Origin of the sequence: Pseudoalteromonas denitrificans DSM 6059, assembly GCF_900112265.1 — a bacterium.
GTDB lineage: Bacteria > Pseudomonadota > Gammaproteobacteria > Enterobacterales > Alteromonadaceae > Pseudoalteromonas > Pseudoalteromonas denitrificans.
Map to the genome: position 1 here is coordinate 61,113 of NZ_FOLO01000021.1, position 17,449 is coordinate 78,561.

Annotated in this window: 15 protein-coding genes; 8 read left to right on the forward strand and 7 right to left on the reverse strand. The window is 35.1% G+C overall.

Annotation, left to right across the window (positions count from 1 at the left end):
* The first annotated feature begins 69 nt into the window (after positions 1 to 69).
* The 6 genes from BM088_RS14005 to gltS all read left to right on the forward strand — a co-directional run bounded on the left by BM088_RS14005 (position 70) and on the right by gltS (position 6,969).
* The gene (locus BM088_RS14005; protein ID WP_091985070.1) at positions 70 to 1,188 is read left to right on the forward strand and encodes an NAD(P)/FAD-dependent oxidoreductase; all 1,119 of its coding nucleotides are present in this window, start codon (positions 70 to 72) and stop codon (positions 1,186 to 1,188) included.
* Positions 1,189 to 1,314: 126 nt separating this feature from the next.
* Positions 1,315 to 2,049 (forward strand): SPOR domain-containing protein, encoded by a 735-nt coding sequence (locus tag BM088_RS14010; protein ID WP_091985073.1) that lies wholly within the window; start codon positions 1,315 to 1,317, stop codon positions 2,047 to 2,049.
* An 18-nt stretch (positions 2,050 to 2,067) separates the two neighbouring features.
* On the forward strand, positions 2,068 to 3,216 hold the full coding sequence (locus BM088_RS14015) for a hypothetical protein (protein WP_091985076.1): 1,149 nt from the start codon (positions 2,068 to 2,070) through the stop codon (positions 3,214 to 3,216).
* Between the two features lie 159 nt (positions 3,217 to 3,375).
* Positions 3,376 to 4,068 carry a DNA-3-methyladenine glycosylase I gene (locus BM088_RS14020; RefSeq protein WP_091985109.1) on the forward strand — a complete coding sequence of 231 codons (693 nt, stop codon included), beginning with the start codon at positions 3,376 to 3,378 and terminating at the stop codon, positions 4,066 to 4,068.
* A 401-nt stretch (positions 4,069 to 4,469) separates the two neighbouring features.
* A complete protein-coding gene (locus BM088_RS14025) occupies positions 4,470 to 5,747 on the forward strand; it encodes a type III PLP-dependent enzyme domain-containing protein (RefSeq protein ID WP_091985078.1) in 1,278 nt (425 codons plus the stop codon).
* A 10-nt stretch (positions 5,748 to 5,757) separates the two neighbouring features.
* Positions 5,758 to 6,969 (forward strand): sodium/glutamate symporter, encoded by a 1,212-nt coding sequence (gene gltS / locus BM088_RS14030; RefSeq protein ID WP_091985081.1) that lies wholly within the window; start codon positions 5,758 to 5,760, stop codon positions 6,967 to 6,969.
* Positions 6,970 to 7,014: 45 nt separating this feature from the next.
* Here the strand turns inward: gltS and BM088_RS14035 are convergent, their stop codons facing one another.
* Positions 7,015 to 7,935 (reverse strand): LysR family transcriptional regulator, encoded by a 921-nt coding sequence (locus BM088_RS14035; RefSeq protein WP_091985083.1) that lies wholly within the window; start codon positions 7,933 to 7,935, stop codon positions 7,015 to 7,017.
* A gap of 96 nt (positions 7,936 to 8,031) precedes the next feature.
* On the opposite strand from BM088_RS14035, the gene BM088_RS14040 reads away from it, so the two are divergent.
* Together BM088_RS14040 and gabT are read left to right on the forward strand one after the other, a co-directional pair.
* Positions 8,032 to 9,489: an NAD-dependent succinate-semialdehyde dehydrogenase gene (locus tag BM088_RS14040; RefSeq protein WP_091985086.1), complete on the forward strand. Its 1,458-nt coding sequence runs from the start codon at positions 8,032 to 8,034 to the stop codon at positions 9,487 to 9,489.
* A gap of 58 nt (positions 9,490 to 9,547) precedes the next feature.
* On the forward strand, positions 9,548 to 10,831 hold the full coding sequence (gene gabT / locus BM088_RS14045) for a 4-aminobutyrate--2-oxoglutarate transaminase (RefSeq protein WP_091985088.1): 1,284 nt from the start codon (positions 9,548 to 9,550) through the stop codon (positions 10,829 to 10,831).
* Between the two features lie 48 nt (positions 10,832 to 10,879).
* Here the strand turns inward: gabT and BM088_RS14050 are convergent, their stop codons facing one another.
* The 6 genes from BM088_RS14050 to BM088_RS14075 form a co-directional block, all read right to left on the reverse strand.
* The gene (locus tag BM088_RS14050; protein ID WP_177208049.1) at positions 10,880 to 12,124 is read right to left on the reverse strand and encodes an acyltransferase family protein; all 1,245 of its coding nucleotides are present in this window, start codon (positions 12,122 to 12,124) and stop codon (positions 10,880 to 10,882) included.
* Between the two features lie 244 nt (positions 12,125 to 12,368).
* Positions 12,369 to 14,450, reverse strand: coding sequence for a CapA family protein (locus BM088_RS14055; protein WP_177208050.1), 2,082 nt, complete (start codon positions 14,448 to 14,450; stop codon positions 12,369 to 12,371).
* Positions 14,451 to 14,848: 398 nt separating this feature from the next.
* Positions 14,849 to 15,064 carry a transporter suffix domain-containing protein gene (locus BM088_RS14060; RefSeq protein WP_091985095.1) on the reverse strand — a complete coding sequence of 72 codons (216 nt, stop codon included), beginning with the start codon at positions 15,062 to 15,064 and terminating at the stop codon, positions 14,849 to 14,851.
* A gap of 111 nt (positions 15,065 to 15,175) precedes the next feature.
* Complete coding sequence (locus BM088_RS14065; RefSeq protein ID WP_091985098.1) at positions 15,176 to 15,877, reverse strand: phosphatase PAP2 family protein; 702 nt, start codon at positions 15,875 to 15,877, stop codon at positions 15,176 to 15,178.
* A gap of 643 nt (positions 15,878 to 16,520) precedes the next feature.
* Positions 16,521 to 17,009, reverse strand: a complete 489-nt coding sequence (locus BM088_RS14070; protein WP_091985101.1) for a GNAT family N-acetyltransferase — start codon at positions 17,007 to 17,009, stop codon at positions 16,521 to 16,523.
* A 224-nt stretch (positions 17,010 to 17,233) separates the two neighbouring features.
* Positions 17,234 to 17,449, reverse strand: a 216-nt coding sequence (locus BM088_RS14075) for a transposase (protein WP_091985113.1), incomplete at its 5' end; no start/stop codon positions are given.

Below are 17,449 nucleotides of genomic sequence, written 5' to 3' on the forward strand. Positions count from 1 at the left end.
ATTACTAACTAGTCTAACATTGATTTTTTTAATTAAAACAGCCTTTACAGGTTCAATCAGGAATTTAAGTTGGAAACAGTTGATGTCATTATAGTGGGTTCTGGTGTTGTCGGTTTGGCGATTGCGGCACAAATGAGTAAAACCCAAAAGCAGGTTTTCATCATTGATAAAAACAATTCATTTGGTGAAGAAACAAGTAGCCGAAATAGTGAAGTAATACATGCTGGTATTTATTACCCTGAACACTCTTTAAAAGCAAAATTTTGCAATGAAGGTAAAAAAAGTTTATATCAATATTGTCAAAAACGGCATATTCCTTTTAATAATATAGGCAAGCTTATTGTTGCGCAAAACTGTCATGAATCGCACCAACTCGAAAAAATTAAACACCACGCATTACAAAATGAAGTTAACGATTTAACCTTGATAACTCAAGCTCAACTACAAAAAATAGAGCCTCAGCTAAAAGCAAGTTCAGCCTTATTATCCCCCTCAACAGGCATTATAGACTCTCACGCTTTTATGCAAAGTTTATTAGCCGAAACTGAACATAATGGCGGCCAATTTATAGGTAAAACAAAATTCATTGAAGCTGAGCCAATTGGCAAAGGTTTTATTGTCACCCTTAATTGTCAAGGAGACTTTTTTCAAATTAAATGTCGATATTTAATCAATAGTGCTGGTTTACATAGCACTGAGGTTGCAAACAATATTTTAGGTTTAAAAAACGACCACATTCCAAAGTTACATTGGTGCAGGGGGCATTATTTTTCTTATTCAGGACACAGCCCTTTTAGTCATCTCATTTACCCTATACCAGAAAAAAACACGGTAGGATTAGGCATACATGCAACACTTGATATTGCAGGACAACTTAAGTTTGGACCAGATACACAGTACATTAATGAATTAGACTACCAATTTCCTCTAGCACTAAAGTCAAATTTTTATCAGGCAATACTAAGGTACTTTCCTAATATTCAACGACAAAAACTGCACCCTGCATACAGTGGCATACGGCCCAAACTACAAGGACCTGATGACACATTTAAAGATTTTGAAATTCAAACAGACAAAAAGCATAACGTTAAAGGTTTAATTAACTTATTTGGCATAGAATCGCCAGGTTTAACTGCCAGTTTAGCGATTGGGCAATATGTTGCCGATTCACTCTTAAGTAATAACTAAAAAAAAGTCTTTAAAAAATCACTTTTTAAAATTTAAAATTCATATTTTCAAAAGGTTAAAAATACAACTTTTATATTGGTCTTTTTTTTGCTTAGTCATGTGACAATTCACTTTAAATGTTGCGTTATGAAAACTAAAATTTGTACCTTAATATTAGTCATATTTTTATTATCTGGTTGCGCGACTTTAAAACTAGTTAGTTTAGGCATTAGCGGATTAAGTTACCTTACAACAGGAAAGTCCCTTTCAGATCATGCTATTTCTTTAGTAACGGAACAAGATTGTGCGTTACACCGTGTTATTATTGATGAAACGATGTGTCGTCAAACAAACCGAAGAGAAGGCACTCATGAGCGCACCCTTATTGCTAAAAATGAAACAAGTCAAAATACTGACATTCAAAATAACACGCCTTTATTACCAAAAGAATTACCAAAAGAATTACCAAAAGAATTACCAAAAGAATTACCAAAAGAAAATATAATAGCCAAAGTGAATATTGTCGATAAAAAAATAAATGACACACTTTCATTATCTAAGCAGTTTAAAATACACACTCCAAAAATTGAATACTACAAAGTAATTGGCAGTTTTAATAATAAATCCTACGCCCTCACCAGAGCCAATTTATATCAAAAATTAAACGCTCAAGTTATTTTAACTCCTAATGATCATCACACTAAATATCGCGTTGTATTTGGTCCATTTTCACCAGATGCTAAAATGCCCACAATAAATAACATCGCTAAAACAGAAAAATATCCCGACTGGTTAATTGGTTTATGTCAAAATAATCTTCAGCCTCCCCCATGTATTGATCCCTCTCAAAGTGCCATACTAGCAAAAACGTACTTTAAATAATGTTTAAAAAGGATCAAAATGTTTTTAAAAACCATGGTGGCAGCTTCATTATTGCTCAGTATTAATGCTATTGCTGCACCATTCACTACAGAAGAAAATCGCATTGAGCAAGCAAAACAAGTTATGCCTGAAGTATTCACTGTTTTTTCAAACGACATCAATACCTTTAAAAATCAATGGCTAAAAACAAATAATTATAATGAAGCAATAAAACTTGTAACTAATTACTCCGAACAAATATGGTTAAAAGCAAAAAAACAAATAGCGACGAGTCAAAGTTTTGATGATCGCCCTTTATATTGGGCGCGATTACTCAGTAGTAAAATACTCAGAGCCCACTCACCCGCATTTAAAATATCAAAACCACAACAACAAGCTTTATTAGAAGCACTGGAACAAGGTTCAAGAGGTAGAACAGAGCTTAGTTTTACAAAAGGCACAATGAAAAAGATTTTATTAACAGGTTTTGACCCCTTTTTATTGGATAAAAACATTAATCAAAGTAACCCCTCTGGTGTTGCTGCACTATTAATGGATGGACAAGTTATTCAATATAACGGCATCACAGCTGAAATTAATACTGTTATGATCCCTGTACGTTATGAAGATTTTGATCAAGGTACAATAGAGGCTTTATTAGCGCCCTTTTATGCATTAAATAATATAGATATGATAGTCACTGTTAGCATGGGACGAAAAGAATTTGACTTAGAGCGTTTTCCAGGAAAACGTCGCAGTGTCACTGCACCTGATAATTTAAATATTTTATCAGGTGGTACCAAACAAAGCCCAATTATATCTAAACTAAACGATCGCCTTTTACCTGGCTCTGAGTTTGTTGAGTTTAGCTTGCCTGTAAATGAAATGCAGCGCGCTAAAGGGCCGTATAAAATCATAGATAATAATAAAATAACCACTTTAGAAAAAACTTTTCAGGCAAAAAATCTCACTGAGCTCAAAGATAAAACAGCTGTAAGCGGTTCAGGCGGAGGCTATTTATCTAATGAAATATCTTATCGTAGTATACGTTTGCGAGACCAACTCAATTCTGATATTCCAACAGGACATATTCATACCCCAAGGATCAAACAGTTTGAGCCAGAAGTAGAAAAAAAGATTATTCTACAAATTAGCGCTATGTTAGAGCACTCTTTAGTTGCATTGTAATATTCTTTGTAAATATAAAAAGCTGATGTAATTATAATTTCAGCTTTTTATGCATATCACCAGCTTCGCGAATACCTGCCTGTATTAACAATGTTTTATATTGATGTAATTATTTAATTCATTATTATGACCGTACGATTTCAGCCAAAACGCAGTCAAATGGAAAAATTTACAGATATTCATCATAGAGCAGTTGAAAGAAAAGGCAGTGAGTCTATGCTTCAGAGCCTTATTTCAAAGCCTTTGCCTTCTAAAACTTTACTCGACATAAATAACGATAACTGGTTAGAAGAATTTACCCGTAAAATTTTTCAAAGTGGGTTTTATTGGTCTGTCATAGATAAAAAGTGGCCTGGTTTCAGAGAAGTTTTCTGGGATTTTAATGTGAATAAACTACTTATGATGTCTCCTGAAATGTATGAACAACGTGCCAGCGATGAGCGTATTGTACGTAATTTCAATAAAGTAAAAACCATCGCTGTTAATACTATGATGATCCATTCAACATCATTAGAACACGGCAGCTTTAGTCAGTTTATTAATGATTGGCCCAGTGAAGATATTATTGGTTTATGGAACTGGTTAAAAAAACATGGTTCTCGCTTAGGTGGCAATACCGGAGCATATAGTTTACGCGTTATGGGTAAAGATACCTTTATTTTATCCAGAGATGCGGAGTCTTATTTTAGATCTCATAAAATAATTGATGGTGGTCTACAAACAAAAAAATCATTAACTGCAATACAAAGTTTTTTCAATGAAATGCAACAACAAAGTGGGTTATCACTACAAGAGATAAGCCAAATACTTTCTTATAGTGTTGGTGATAATGTCGTTGGTTTTAGTCAATAACTTTTACTAAAATCCAATAAGTTTAGGCTCAGTGCTATAACCAAATAATAAAAACTGTGGCGTCCTGCTGATCAGAATGTCACGGTGATTTATATCAATGAAATTCACTTAAAGAATATCCACGATTAAACAACAAAACGATTTATAAACTTCGCCAGACCTAATTCCAATTTTTAGCCTAGAACATAACCTGAAGTTATAAGCCCCTCAACTTTTAACATTGTTAAATTTTTTGCCTGTACTTTATCTTTATTTTATTGAATTTATGTAATCAGATATCAGTGGTAAAAAGTTCATAAAGTAAGATGCAATATTTATTAGAATCTAGTTTGAAACCTGAACTTTTAATTCAACAAAGTATCTTATTCCGCTGCTAAAACATCGTTAAAAAGAGATGCTTCATGACTCGAAAACAAAAAATCATTCAAAGCGCAATTAACAATAAAATTATTGATAACAATTTAACTGCAATTGGTATCATGGACTTAGACAGGCTTAAACTAACAGTTAATGATGTTTATTCAGCTTTCCCTGAAAATTTCACCCATACCTTTGCCGTCAAAGCCAATGCTTTAGTGAGTGTACTGGCTTCTTTGCGTAAATATGGCATGGGTGTTGAAGTTGCAAGTCCAGGAGAACTTAAAATATCGCTAGCGGCAGGTTATAGTGCGCAAGACATCATTTTTGATTCACCCGCTAAAACAATAAATGACCTGAGAACCTGCATTAAAAATGATATTTCACTCAATATCGATAACCTTCAAGAATTGGCTCGTATTGATGAACTCATGATAGAGTTTCCTCATACTCAATCTATTATTGGTTTTAGAGTTAATCCGCAAATTGGCAGTGGAGATATATGTTCCACCAGCACAGCAACAGCAACATCAAAATTTGGTTATCCACTTGCAGATAACAATAATAAGCAAAAACTGGTGCAACTATACACACAACGTCCTTGGTTAAAAAGCATTCATACTCACACAGGCTCACAAGGCTGCGCCCTTGAACTTATGGCTGAAGGTGTAAAAGTAATTACAGACTTAGCTGAAGAAATTAACGTAACGATTGGTAAACAACAAATTGTTCGTTTAGATATTGGTGGCGGCCTACCTGTTAACTTTGCATCCGAAGAAATATCCCCTTCTTTTAAAACGTACGCTGATATATTAGAAACCCAAGTCCCTATTTTATTTAGTGGTAAATATCAGGTAAAAACCGAATTTGGTCGTGCCATTGTCGCTAAAAATGGCATGATTATCACCCGTGTTGAATATACTAAAAGCTCAGGTAATAGACATATCGCTATCACCCATGCTGGCGCACAAATTCTCACACGAACAGCATTTTTACCTAAATCATGGCCTCTTCGTATTACTGGCTTCTTACCCACTGGCGAACAAAGGACTGACTCATTGTCACAAGTTGTTGCAACAGATGTGGCTGGACCATGTTGTTTTGCTGGAGATCTTATTTGCAATAACCAGCTATTGCCTAAATTAGAACCCGATGACTATGTCATGGTTCATGATACAGGCGGTTACTATTTCAGTAATCACTTTGACTATAACAGTTTGCCACGTATTGGCGTATTTGCTGTGTCAGGTGAAGATGACAACTTAAAAATTCATAATATTCGTAAAGCAGACTCTTTAGCCGATGTTTTAAATAAAATGTAAAGGTGCGCTTATGAATATTGAAGTTGGCATTCTTGAAACATTATTAGTTGCACTGTTAATTCTTTTTTCTGGATATTACTGCAACAGTAAAGTGACATTTTTACGTAACAATAATATTCCTGAACCCGTTGTTGGGGGAATATTATTTTCTATCTTAGCGGCAATAGCACATAGCTTTTTTAATTTTCACTTTCAATTTGATATGAGCTTTAAAACACCTTTTATGACGGTCTTTTTTACAACAGTTGGCTTAGGCGCAAGCTTTAAATTATTACTCACAGGTGGGCCTAAAGTTGTTTTATTTCTTTTAATCGCAACGGTTTATTTAATAATTCAAAATGCTGTCGGAGTATCATTTGCGATTATGTCAGACATGCCAGCACTTATGGGTTTAATAGCAGGCTCTGTTACGCTTTCAGGTGGTCATGGCAATGGCGCGACTTATTCTGACTTGTTTATCTCGCAATATCATATGCCTAATGGCGTATTTGAGCTTGCAATGGCGGCAGCCACTATGGGCTTAGTGCTTGGAGGTTTAGTGGGTGGTCCTGTTAGTAAACGCTTAATAAAAAAGCATAACTTAAAAGCCGATGAATACCACGAAGCGTTAGATGATACTGTCACATTTAACCCAGAAGATCATGATTTAGTCACACCAAAAAAGATGATGGAAACCTTATTTATTATTGTGTCATGTATGGTGATAGGTCATTTATGTTATAACGCTTTAAAAGAAGTTGGTCTTGTATTGCCCTCTTTTTTGCTCCCTTTATTATTTGGTGTTGTATCAACAAATTTTTGTGAGTTTTCTAAAATATACATTGTGAGCCGAGCCTGTATTGATTTGTGGGGCACGATGTCATTATCTATATTTTTAGCTATGGCTTTAATGTCTTTAAAAGTATGGGAGTTAGCAAATTTAGCAGGGCCTATGTTGTGTATCATAATAATACAAACTGTTGTTTTGATGATGTTTGCTTATTTTGTTACCTTTAGAGTGATGGGTAAAAATTACGATGCTGCCATTATAGCTGGGGGACACTGTGGCTTTGGCTTAGGCGCTACGCCTACTGCGGTCGCAAATATGGAAGCTTTAGTTGCAAGGCATGGTCCTTCAGCACAGGCATTTTTAGTTGTGCCCTTAGTCGGTGCTTTTTTTATAGATATTACAAATGCTTTAGTCATACAACTGTATTTAAGTTTACCATTTGTCACACCTTAATTTTCCTCACAGCTGAATATATTTTTAACACATATTCAGCTGTTTTCATTCAAAAACATGATTAAACGCTTCAAGTAATAAAGTGACTTTATTGATTTCTCTGGGCGATTTTTTTGAAACCAAAGATAAATTGAAAGGATAAGTTAATGTGCTTGGTTTTATTATTCTGATCTCTCCTTGGTTTAGCTCATTTTGAATATAACTTTGCGGCATAAACCCGATATATAATCCTGATAAAATCATCGCTTTGCGAGTATCAAACTGATATGCCTTAGCTGCTAAATTCAACTTTTTAAGCTGTTCTCGTCCCTCTATATCAAGGTCAATACCAGGGTGAATAGCCGGTGAAGCAGATAAATTACCGGCGGTGATAGATGAGTCTACTTTATTAAAAAAAGAGTGACTTTTTGCACAACACAAATAAATCGACTCGCTAAATAATGCACTATACTTCAAACCTTCAACCTGTTGATACCCTGGAATTATGCCCACATGTGCCTTGTCTTTTAGCAGATGTTTTTCAATATTTGAAATTGAATCGCCATCTAATACAAGATGTAAATTAGGTGAACTTTCATGAATGTATTGAATCACTTTTGCTAATTTTTGTTGTTTTACACTATCTAGCTGATCGCCACATAAAATAACAAGCTCACCGCTGAGTTCTTCGCCTAAAGAACCAACAAATAATGAAAAGTCACTCATAGAGTCAAATAAATTTATGACTGCACGATAAACGGCTTGCCCATCTTCAGTTAAAGAAAAGCCTCCTCTCCCCCTTAAGCATAGCTTTAGCTTCATTCTACTTTCTAAATTAGACATATGAACACTAATTGTTGAACGTGTAATACCTAAAGCTGTTTCAGCAGCTGAAAAGCCGCCATGTTCAACAACAGATACAAAAATACGTAATAAACGTAAATCATATTCTGTGATAGGTTTTGGAATAATAGAAGATTTACTCAAAGTTTTATAGCCATCAAACTTAAGGTTTAATGTTTTGTATTTAACCCGAGTTCGATTTATTATTCAATAGCTATAAATACTTTCATTGGATAAAACATGCATAACTTACAAGACGCGCAACTCATTAAAAATTTTTCCTATATTAATGGTAGCTGGCATTCCAGTAGTTCTGAGTTTCCAGTTAGAAATCCAGCCAATGGTGAGGTCATAACAAATGTAAGTAATGCAGGCATTGCTGAAACAGAACTTGCAATCAAATCAGCTAAAAGTGCCTTAAAGATGTGGTCAACCAAACCTGCGAATGAAAGAGCTCAGTTAATGCGAAATTGGTTTAATTTGTTAATTCAACACCAAGACGACTTAGGGAGAATATTAACTTTAGAACAAGGTAAACCCTTTACTGAATCTAAAGGCGAAATAGCCTATGGCGCAGCTTTTATAGAATGGTTTGCTGAAGAAGGCAAACGTGTATATGGCGATATCATTCCGGGTCCATCAGGAGATAAACGTATTGTTGTGATCAAACAGCCAGTTGGTGTTGTTGCATCTATCACGCCATGGAATTTCCCCAATGCCATGATAGCAAGAAAAGCTGCGGCATCATTAGCTGCTGGCTGCACCTTTGTTGTACGCCCAGCGACACAGACGCCTTTGTCTGCATTGGCTATGGCAGAACTTGCAGAAAGAGCTGGGATCCCTGCCGGTGTATTTAACGTTGTTGTTGGCAATGATGCTAAAAGCATGGGCAAAATACTCACCCAACATCCTGATGTTTCAAAGTTTACTTTTACAGGATCAACACCTGTAGGAAAAACACTGCTAAGTCAATGTGCGACAAGTGTAAAAAAAGTTTCAATGGAACTTGGCGGCAACGCCCCTTTTATTGTTTTTGATGATGCCGATATAGATGAAGCAGTACAAGGTGCTTTGGTTTCTAAATATCGCAATGCAGGGCAAACTTGTGTATGTACTAATCGTATCTTTGTTCACACGAATGTACTTGAAGAATTTACTGACAAGCTCACCATTGCAGTATCAAGTCTAACGCTTGGCGACGGCTTATCACCTAATACTGATATTGGGCCTATGATCTCACACAGTGCCGTTGAAGATGTTGATAAACTGGTCAATGATTCTATCGCGCTTGGTGCAAAAATTACATTAGGCGGTAAAAAAAGTGCATTAGGTGAACACTTTTACCAACCAAGTATTTTAAGCAATGTCACCAATGATATGCCTATCGCCCGCAATGAAATTTTTGGCCCTGTTGCACCTATCATTGCTTTTAATACCGAAGAAGAAGTCATTCAAATGGCAAATGATACTGAATATGGTTTAGCTGCATATTTTTATTCCCGAGATATTGGCAGGGTGTGGCGTGTATCAGAAGCACTTGAATACGGCATGATAGGTATAAATGAAGGCATTATTTCAAATGCAGCAGCCCCCTTTGGCGGCGTAAAAGAGTCTGGTAATGGCCGTGAAGGCTCTAAATATGGTTTAGACGATTACCTTGAGATTAAATACCTTTGTATGGGTGGTCTTAACAAATAAGCCAAATAAAGAAGTATTTATAGTAAACACGATTAGTTAAAAAATTAGGTTAACAGTTATGAATAATGCCAATTTACAAAATAGAAAATCAAAAGTAATCGCCCGCGGCCAAGGTAATGTATACCCAGTTTATGTTGATAAAGCAGAAAATTCTGAAATTTGGGATGTTGAGGGCAAACGCTATATCGACTTTGGTACAGGGATTGCGGTATGTAATACAGGTCACAGTCACCCAAAAGTTGTAGCCGCAGTTAAAGCCCAACTTGATAAATTTAGTCATACTTGCGTCATGGTCAACCCGTATGAGGTCGCTGTAGCGTTAGCTGAAAAATTAACTGAGATAGCTCCAGGTGATTCAGATAAAAAAGCAATATTTGTATCTACAGGTGCAGAAGCGGTTGAAAATTGTATCAAAATTGCCCGTGCACATACTGGCCGTCGTGGTGTCATTGCTTTTAATGGTGGTTTTCATGGTCGCACTAATCTCACAATGGCACTCACAGGTAAAATAACACCATATAAAAACTTATTTGGCCCTTTCCCTGGAGACATTTTTCATGCGCCTTATCCTATAGCTTGTCATGACATTTCTATAAAAACATCCTTAAAAGCAATAGAGAACCTATTCAAAGTTGATATTGCGCCAACCGATGTTGCTGCCATTATTGTAGAACCTGTACAAGGAGAAGGTGGTTTTTACGCGGCCTCTGCCGAATTTTTGCAAGCACTGCGTACAATATGCGATGAGCATGGTATTGTTTTAATTGCTGATGAAATTCAAACCGGTTTTGCTCGTACTGGAAAGATGTTTAGTTTTGAACACTCTAATGTTGAACCTGATCTTATAACGATGGCAAAAGGTATTGCAGGTGGTTTTCCGATTGCAGCCGTTGTTGGTAAAAGTAACATTATGGACGCGCCCTTGCCTGGTGGTTTAGGTGGCACTTATGGTGGCTCTCCCGTTGCATGCGCAGCAGCTTTAGCTGTATTGGATGTCATTCAAGATGAAAACCTTCTTGAGCGCTCAGTGCAAATAGGTGATATTTTTAATGAAAGATTAACAGCACTTCAAACAAGGTATCCTGATTTAATTTTAGAGGTCAGAAATCAAGGCGCTATGATAGCACTCGAGCTCATTACCCAAGGTGATGCTGAGCAAGCTAATACACAATTAACCCAAGCCATTATAGCCAATGCCGCCAAATATGGTTTAGTACTTTTAGCCTGTGGTTTCTATGGTAATGTGATTCGTTTTTTACCTGCACTGACAGCCAGTAATGATATAATTAACGAAGGTTTGGACAGCTTTGTTAAATTATTTAAATCTCTGGTTGATTCATAAATTAGCAAGTTATTTATGCTACAGCGCTTTCTGTAGCATTTAAACTCATTAATCAATCGGGTGTTTAGGGTGTTTAAAGTCAAATATGCTTTGACCCTTTGAGGCCTTTTTATTAATTTTTAAGCCAAATATAAAACGCGTTATAGTAAAACGCTTTATTAATTCATACCCTATAAAACATCCCATAAAAGTAAATACAATTAACAAAAATGGCTCTACTACAGGCCCAAGTGTTAATTGACTTAACCACATAGCAAAAACAATTATGAGTGTTTGGTGCAAAATATACCAAGGTAAAATGGCTTCATTTATATAGGCTATTTTGGCACTTTTTTTATTTAAAAATGCACCTGCAAAACTCATTACGCTCAACAACCAAAATATTTTATTGCCAGAGAAAATCACATTAATAAGCAGCTTAATTGCAATTGAGGCATTGGAATAGTCAATATCAAAACCCCACGCCCTATTAAATCGCATAAGTACCAAGGTATAACTGATAAGCGATAAAACTAACCAAGTCTTACGTTTTAATATAATCGTTTGCCAAACATTTGGTAACTTAGCTAATGCATATCCAGCCATAAATGCGCTGAAATAAAATGCATGATTGTACCAATCACCAAGCAGTACAAATGTATCATCAGGAAAAAAAGGTAATATTGCGAAATCATAAAATAAAGCCAATAAGAATGGCACAGTTAAAATTTTTATCGCTGATATTTTTTTATCTAAGGATTGCCAATTTATTTTTATCAATAACGGCTTAATCGCCATATAAACTAACGTATAAACAAATAAATATAGTAAATACCAAAGGTGGTTATACGTTATCAAACCCACAGATAAACCCGTACGGTTTGAAATCAATTGATGTTGGCTATACCTTTGTGTATCAGTATCCAGATACAGCTTAAAAAATTCTAAAAAGTGAGCTGTATATCCTTCACTTTGAACCAGCTCATAATAAACCTGAGGAGGAATGATCAAAAACATACCTATAAGAAGCGGTATTAATACCCTGATAATTCGCATTTTAAATAACTGATAACTTGTTACTTTTATTTCAACTAAAGAAATAGCAATACCAGAAATAATAAAGATTAATGGCATTCGCCACGGGTTAACCAGCAACATAATATTTTGTAAAAACACACTCAAATATGCACTTTTTACATGCCAACCCCAATCTGCAACATAAAATTGTCCAATGTGATAAAAAATTAATAACATAAAGGCTAAAGCTCTCAGCCAATCTATATCATACCGCCGTGCATCATGTGTTTTTAACATGTAAATTATCCAATCGATGTTCTTCAAAATTGATATGAACATATTAAATTCACAGAGTGATGAATAGCCAAAAAGGCTTATATAACACTATCTTGGGGTAAACGGTGGTATAAAGGGATGGTTATTTATGAAACTTAAGGCTCTGGCTATTTTATTCTAAAAAAATAAGTTAGCACACTAAACTTATGATAAAAAAATACCATCTAAAAAGATGGTATTTGTTCAGGGGTGATAACTAAAAAAATTACTGATAACGAATTGTTATTTTTTCATTTGAGGGCTTATCAAAACCAATAAAACTAGCCTGAACCGCGCCTTCATTCAATATAGGTAAAGTATTCATTTTATTAAATGCGCTTTGCCATTCAATCAAATTCACATCATCTAAATATACCGTATTGCTATTACCTGATAGGTCTTCTATTTCAAGTAATATTCTAAAGCTACGATAACCAACACGTTGCGAATTAAATGCGACCTCTAAATTTGTCCAGCCTTCTTTGCCATCTAATGTTACGGTTTCAATTAAATGTTTTTCAGCGTGTTTGATTGCATGAGAAAATTTGTCTTTATTTTTACGTCCCTGCCAATAAAAGTTAATTTTTGTATCTGTGGCAACTTTAATATTGGTTTGAATTGTCATAGGGCTACTGGCGTTATATACACGTCTAAAGTTAGTCATGGCAAAAACGTCTTTTCCACCCCGTTTTAAATTGGAAACCATGGCATACTGACCACTTGCAGCTGTTTTTTGTGTTAAACTAAAATCATTTTGGTCCATATTCCACCCACGCTCAGACGTATTAAAAGTATCAAAGCTTTCAAAGTCAGAACCATTCACTAAATTAACCCCTAGCCTATATTGCAAAGTATTATCTGTACTTATTACCCGCTGAATATTTTTGTTCCAATCAGTATGATATAGCGGGTAAGCTGTTTGTTCTGCGAGTGTTGATATAACTGTTTCGTTTTGTGTAACCTTCGTTGATGATTTATTGGTAGAAATAATCCCATGACCACCTGATACAGCCAGTTTTAAGCCTCGTTTTTGCGATAACTGATCTAAGCGCTTTAAAACTGTATATCTGTGCATTCCAGTTGCTGGTGTTGGCTTATAGCCTTTTAAATATACAGGTATAATTTCTGCACGATGAAATCTATCACCATCCATCCAAACATATAATACAAATGAATGGGGAGTTGCATAAAAATACTGGTCGAATATAAAATTCCCCATTGAATAAGCAATTAACTTATCATTATAAATTTCAAAACCTTGGGTAACATGTGGATGATGTGCAATTGCCATATCGGCACCAGTATCTATTGCTGTTTTAAGTCTTTGTTCAGTGACTAAAGTCGGTTCTGTTTTATATTCTAAACTGCCGTGATACTGCACTATCGTAGCCTTATCATCAGCAACTTCACGACTGACGGACTCTATAATATTATCTATTGAACCAAATGCTGCTCCACCTTTATCATTGGTCGCTGTTTGATTAGGTGTAAAACCCCCTTCCCAACCAACATAACCTAAAAAAGCATACTCGGTCCCATTTAGGCTTTGATGGTGCGCTTTTAATGCATCGGTTTGATTAATACCAGCACCGGCATAATTCAAAATACTTTTGTCTAAATAATTCAAGGTGGACTTAAGGCCTGAGTCCATATAATCATAAGTGTGATTATTGCCTAAAGTCACAAAATCTATTCCTACCCACTCTAACGCGCTTAAAGTCTCTGGCGGTGAATAAAAAGTCACTGACTTAGGTGCTCTTTGAGAAGGCTTGCTATCAGCAATTTGTGTTTCTAAATTAACGGATGAAAAGTCGGCTAAACTCATATATGGGCGCATATTTTCCACTATAGATTTAGTATCTTTTGCTTCTTGTCCTGAAGATATAATGACTTGATTATCAAATTTGGGTTTTACAAAACGACGCCCCATCATGACGTCGCCGCCAAAAGCAAATAAGGTTCTCCCTTTTACTTTTTTAACCAATTCAACAGGTTTAATATTCATGTTTTGCTGAGATAGCTCATAATGGCTGAAAGTTTGAATTCCAGAATAATAAGCAGGAGAAGAAAATTTCAGCCTGTAAATATCACTCATTTCAACTGAAATACTATAACGACCTTGTGTATCAGTTTTATACTCTTTACCATTTAATGAAATAGTTGCATTTTTAAGTAATGCATCTTGTTCATTCATTAAACTACCTGTGATGTTCACCAGAGATTTAGCCTGAACAACTGATGAGGTACTGCAGGCGAGCGTAGCAATTACCCCTAAGCTGACACAAGTTAACACTATATTTTTATTCATAATTATAATCTTCGACTGCTGAAATTTGCACACTAACATTGTATTAAACTTGCAAACAATGCTTTTATACTCAAATATCATAGCCTAAGGTTATATGGTAAAAGTGGCGCTCACACCAAACTATTGATAGCGCCACTTTAAATTAAGTTTATGATTTATGCCATAACTTCAAGTTATAACCCCCTACAAGTTTACGACTGCAATTTATTACGAAATCTTGTTAAAAATAACAACTCAATAAACAGGGGAATATAATGAATAATATAAAAGTACACATTGAATATAACCAAAAAACTGAAAACTACAACACATTACCACCCGTAGATACTGATGATAATTGCTTTGAAAAAGGATATAACTGACTTCTATTTATACCTATGAAAATCTAGAAAATAAATTTATTTTTTACGTGTGAAAATTGCTTTTATATGGCCCCAAACTTCCTTGCCTAATAATGCAATAGAAGCTACAAACAAAACCTCACCAGAAATAATTAAAACGGTTGTAGCCGCTGCTATTTCACCTTTAGAGATATCTATAAACGGAAGCGCAGCAATTATTCCCCAAACTGCAAATGATAAAATTAAAAATACATAGCCAACTATTTTCTTCAAAATTATGCTCTCACTCTATTATCATGGTGTTATTAATGAGTTTATCAGTCGCACAGGCTAAGCTCATATTAAAAATCTAACATATTAAAAAGATAAATAGTTTTATCAAAGTTATTTTTTAGAAAATAATAAAGGCGATATATTTAGCTTGAATAAAATCCCTTTAAAATCCAATTTAGCAAAAAATAACCCGACTATAGCGCCAGCAATAACATCTTGCGGCCAGTGAACACCTAACAAAAGCCGCGTATAAGCGATTGCCACAGCCCAAGTTAACAAAACCATAGCAATCAATTTGTTTCCTCTTTTTAAAAACAGTTGCCCAAAAAACAATGCAAATAAAAATGCAAAAGATGCATGGCCCGAAGGAAATGATGACCTTGACTCATTTACCCAATGTTGTTTTTGCCAGTCAGGTATAGATGTTAATGATGCTATGACTTGCGATAATTTGACTTGACGCTCCTCTGATTGAAGCACCTTTTGTTGTATCAAATTATTTTCAAGTAAATAATGAATAAATGGACGTTCTTCATTCACTGCTTTCTTTAACGCTAAAATAGTCACTATGGTCAAAGCTAATAAAAAAATAAATTTAACCAAAGTATTCACTCTCGCTTGCCAACTTTTACCATAAAAAAACGAGAAAACAATAGCAAAAATAGGCAATACATAAATAGAAGCTGTTGAAGTCAATAAATTTAACATAAAACCACAACTGCCATTCTCAGAAACAAGAGTAAACCAAGAAAAATCAAATAAATAAGAAGATAAAGAAAGGCATAATACAATTAATGAAAGAATTACAAACACGCTCAAGCACCTAGAAATAATTTATTGGCGAGACAATATCATGAAGTAGTTGAAAGGCAATATTAAAAAGTAAGATTTGGTTATAGTCGTCAAATTAATTAAGGGCATTTTAAAAGAGATAACCAAGTATGCGTTTAATAATCAAGACAATACAGGCCAGACTTTCATAATGATAATTAATATACCAAAAGCTGTAAGCTACTTCGCTTATTTTTTATTTATATGAGTGACACCTTATTGTCGCGCACTAATACAATTGGAAAAGTCGCTTACACCTTGGCTGAGCCATTCTTTACAAAAAAAGTAACTGTGCACTAAGTACCTGTGACTTGAATAGTGCCTGTTGAGGTTAACCGATAAATGTCTCGATTCTGGCATCCTGCTTCATACTAGCTCCTAAGTCCATTTAGCCGTAGTCCTCCCGCTTTTAAAAAGAGCTTGAAATGATAAAAAAACAACAGGCTGCGGTGAGATCGTAATAAGAGGGCCTCTATATGTGTTTGCTGTAAGCGATGCTTAATAGCCACATGACAATCGCTTAGTTTATATAACAATAAAGGTTTTTTAATTGATTTAAAAATTGACTGCTGACGCAGTCAAATAAAACCGTATTACCTATTGGCTGTGATCCAGCTCATATGTGTTATGCCTGAACATTGAGCGACATTAGCTTGGCATTTGTGCCGTAGCTTGAACAAATAGATGCATTATGAACCTCTCTGAAGCCGAACTTGAACCAGTAACTCCCTGATCCTTGAACGGCAACAAGAAGTACACGTTTGAATTGCCTCAATTTAGCTATTTCTATGAGCTTACTTGACAGCTGCTTCCCTATACCTGATTCCCTCGCATTACTACTTACCGCCAAATCGTGGAGATATAAGGTATCACCATTAGATTTGCGAGGAAGCTCTTCAAATAATTTAGGTGGCTCATCGGAATTCCAAGGGTGAGCGAGTATGTACCCAGAAATCTCATTGCTGCTGGATTGAAACACAAAGCAGGTTTCAGGCGATACTTGCCATTTGCTTTTAAGTACACCGACTTCCTCTGGTGGAACTCCTGTATATGCTTCCTCTTGCACTTTAAGGATCCCTTGCCATGAATTTTCTGATATTTCGGCTATAGACATTACTTAATTCCAAGGATGGCATAACGAGCCTGTAGAATTACCCGTTTTAAATTAATATTTTATAATTGAAACACTCTACTGATATTAAATTGTTTTAACAATCAAAAACGTTTACGTTTTTGCTGATTTTTTATTTTTATAACTAGAATGAAGATAATGGTGGTATTTATTAATAAAAAGGACGTATTTAAATGATATTTAGGGTGCTTTCGTGAGTTTTATCTTTAATGTAGGCTGTTTCTTAACTTTTCTATATTATGAACTAAACAATACATTTGCCATTGCGCATTCACTTTTTCTTGTCCTCGCAAAGTGAATTTATTCATTCCTTTATTCACTGTGATATTGCCACTTTTTATCACAAGACAAGGCTCTATTGCACCTAACCTTTTACTGTATTGTCGCCGTCCAATAGGACTATCTATTTTAATCCGCATTTT

Bases quoted from the DNA above. Each gene is read 5' to 3' on its own strand.
- BM088_RS14040 (WP_091985086.1), top strand. From the start codon at position 8,032: ATGCATAACTTACAAGACGCGCAACTCATTAAAAATTTTTCCTATATT.
- BM088_RS14050 (WP_177208049.1), bottom strand. From the start codon at position 12,124: ATGTTAAAAACACATGATGCACGGCGGTATGATATAGATTGGCTGAGA.
- gltS (WP_091985081.1), top strand. From the start codon at position 5,758: ATGAATATTGAAGTTGGCATTCTTGAAACATTATTAGTTGCACTGTTA.
- BM088_RS14055 (WP_177208050.1), bottom strand. From the start codon at position 14,450: ATGAATAAAAATATAGTGTTAACTTGTGTCAGCTTAGGGGTAATTGCT.
- gabT (WP_091985088.1), top strand. From the start codon at position 9,548: ATGAATAATGCCAATTTACAAAATAGAAAATCAAAAGTAATCGCCCGC.
- BM088_RS14020 (WP_091985109.1), top strand. From the start codon at position 3,376: ATGGAAAAATTTACAGATATTCATCATAGAGCAGTTGAAAGAAAAGGC.
- BM088_RS14015 (WP_091985076.1), top strand. From the start codon at position 2,068: ATGTTTTTAAAAACCATGGTGGCAGCTTCATTATTGCTCAGTATTAAT.
- BM088_RS14070 (WP_091985101.1), bottom strand. From the start codon at position 17,009: ATGTCTATAGCCGAAATATCAGAAAATTCATGGCAAGGGATCCTTAAA.
- BM088_RS14010 (WP_091985073.1), top strand. From the start codon at position 1,315: ATGAAAACTAAAATTTGTACCTTAATATTAGTCATATTTTTATTATCT.
- BM088_RS14025 (WP_091985078.1), top strand. From the start codon at position 4,470: ATGACTCGAAAACAAAAAATCATTCAAAGCGCAATTAACAATAAAATT.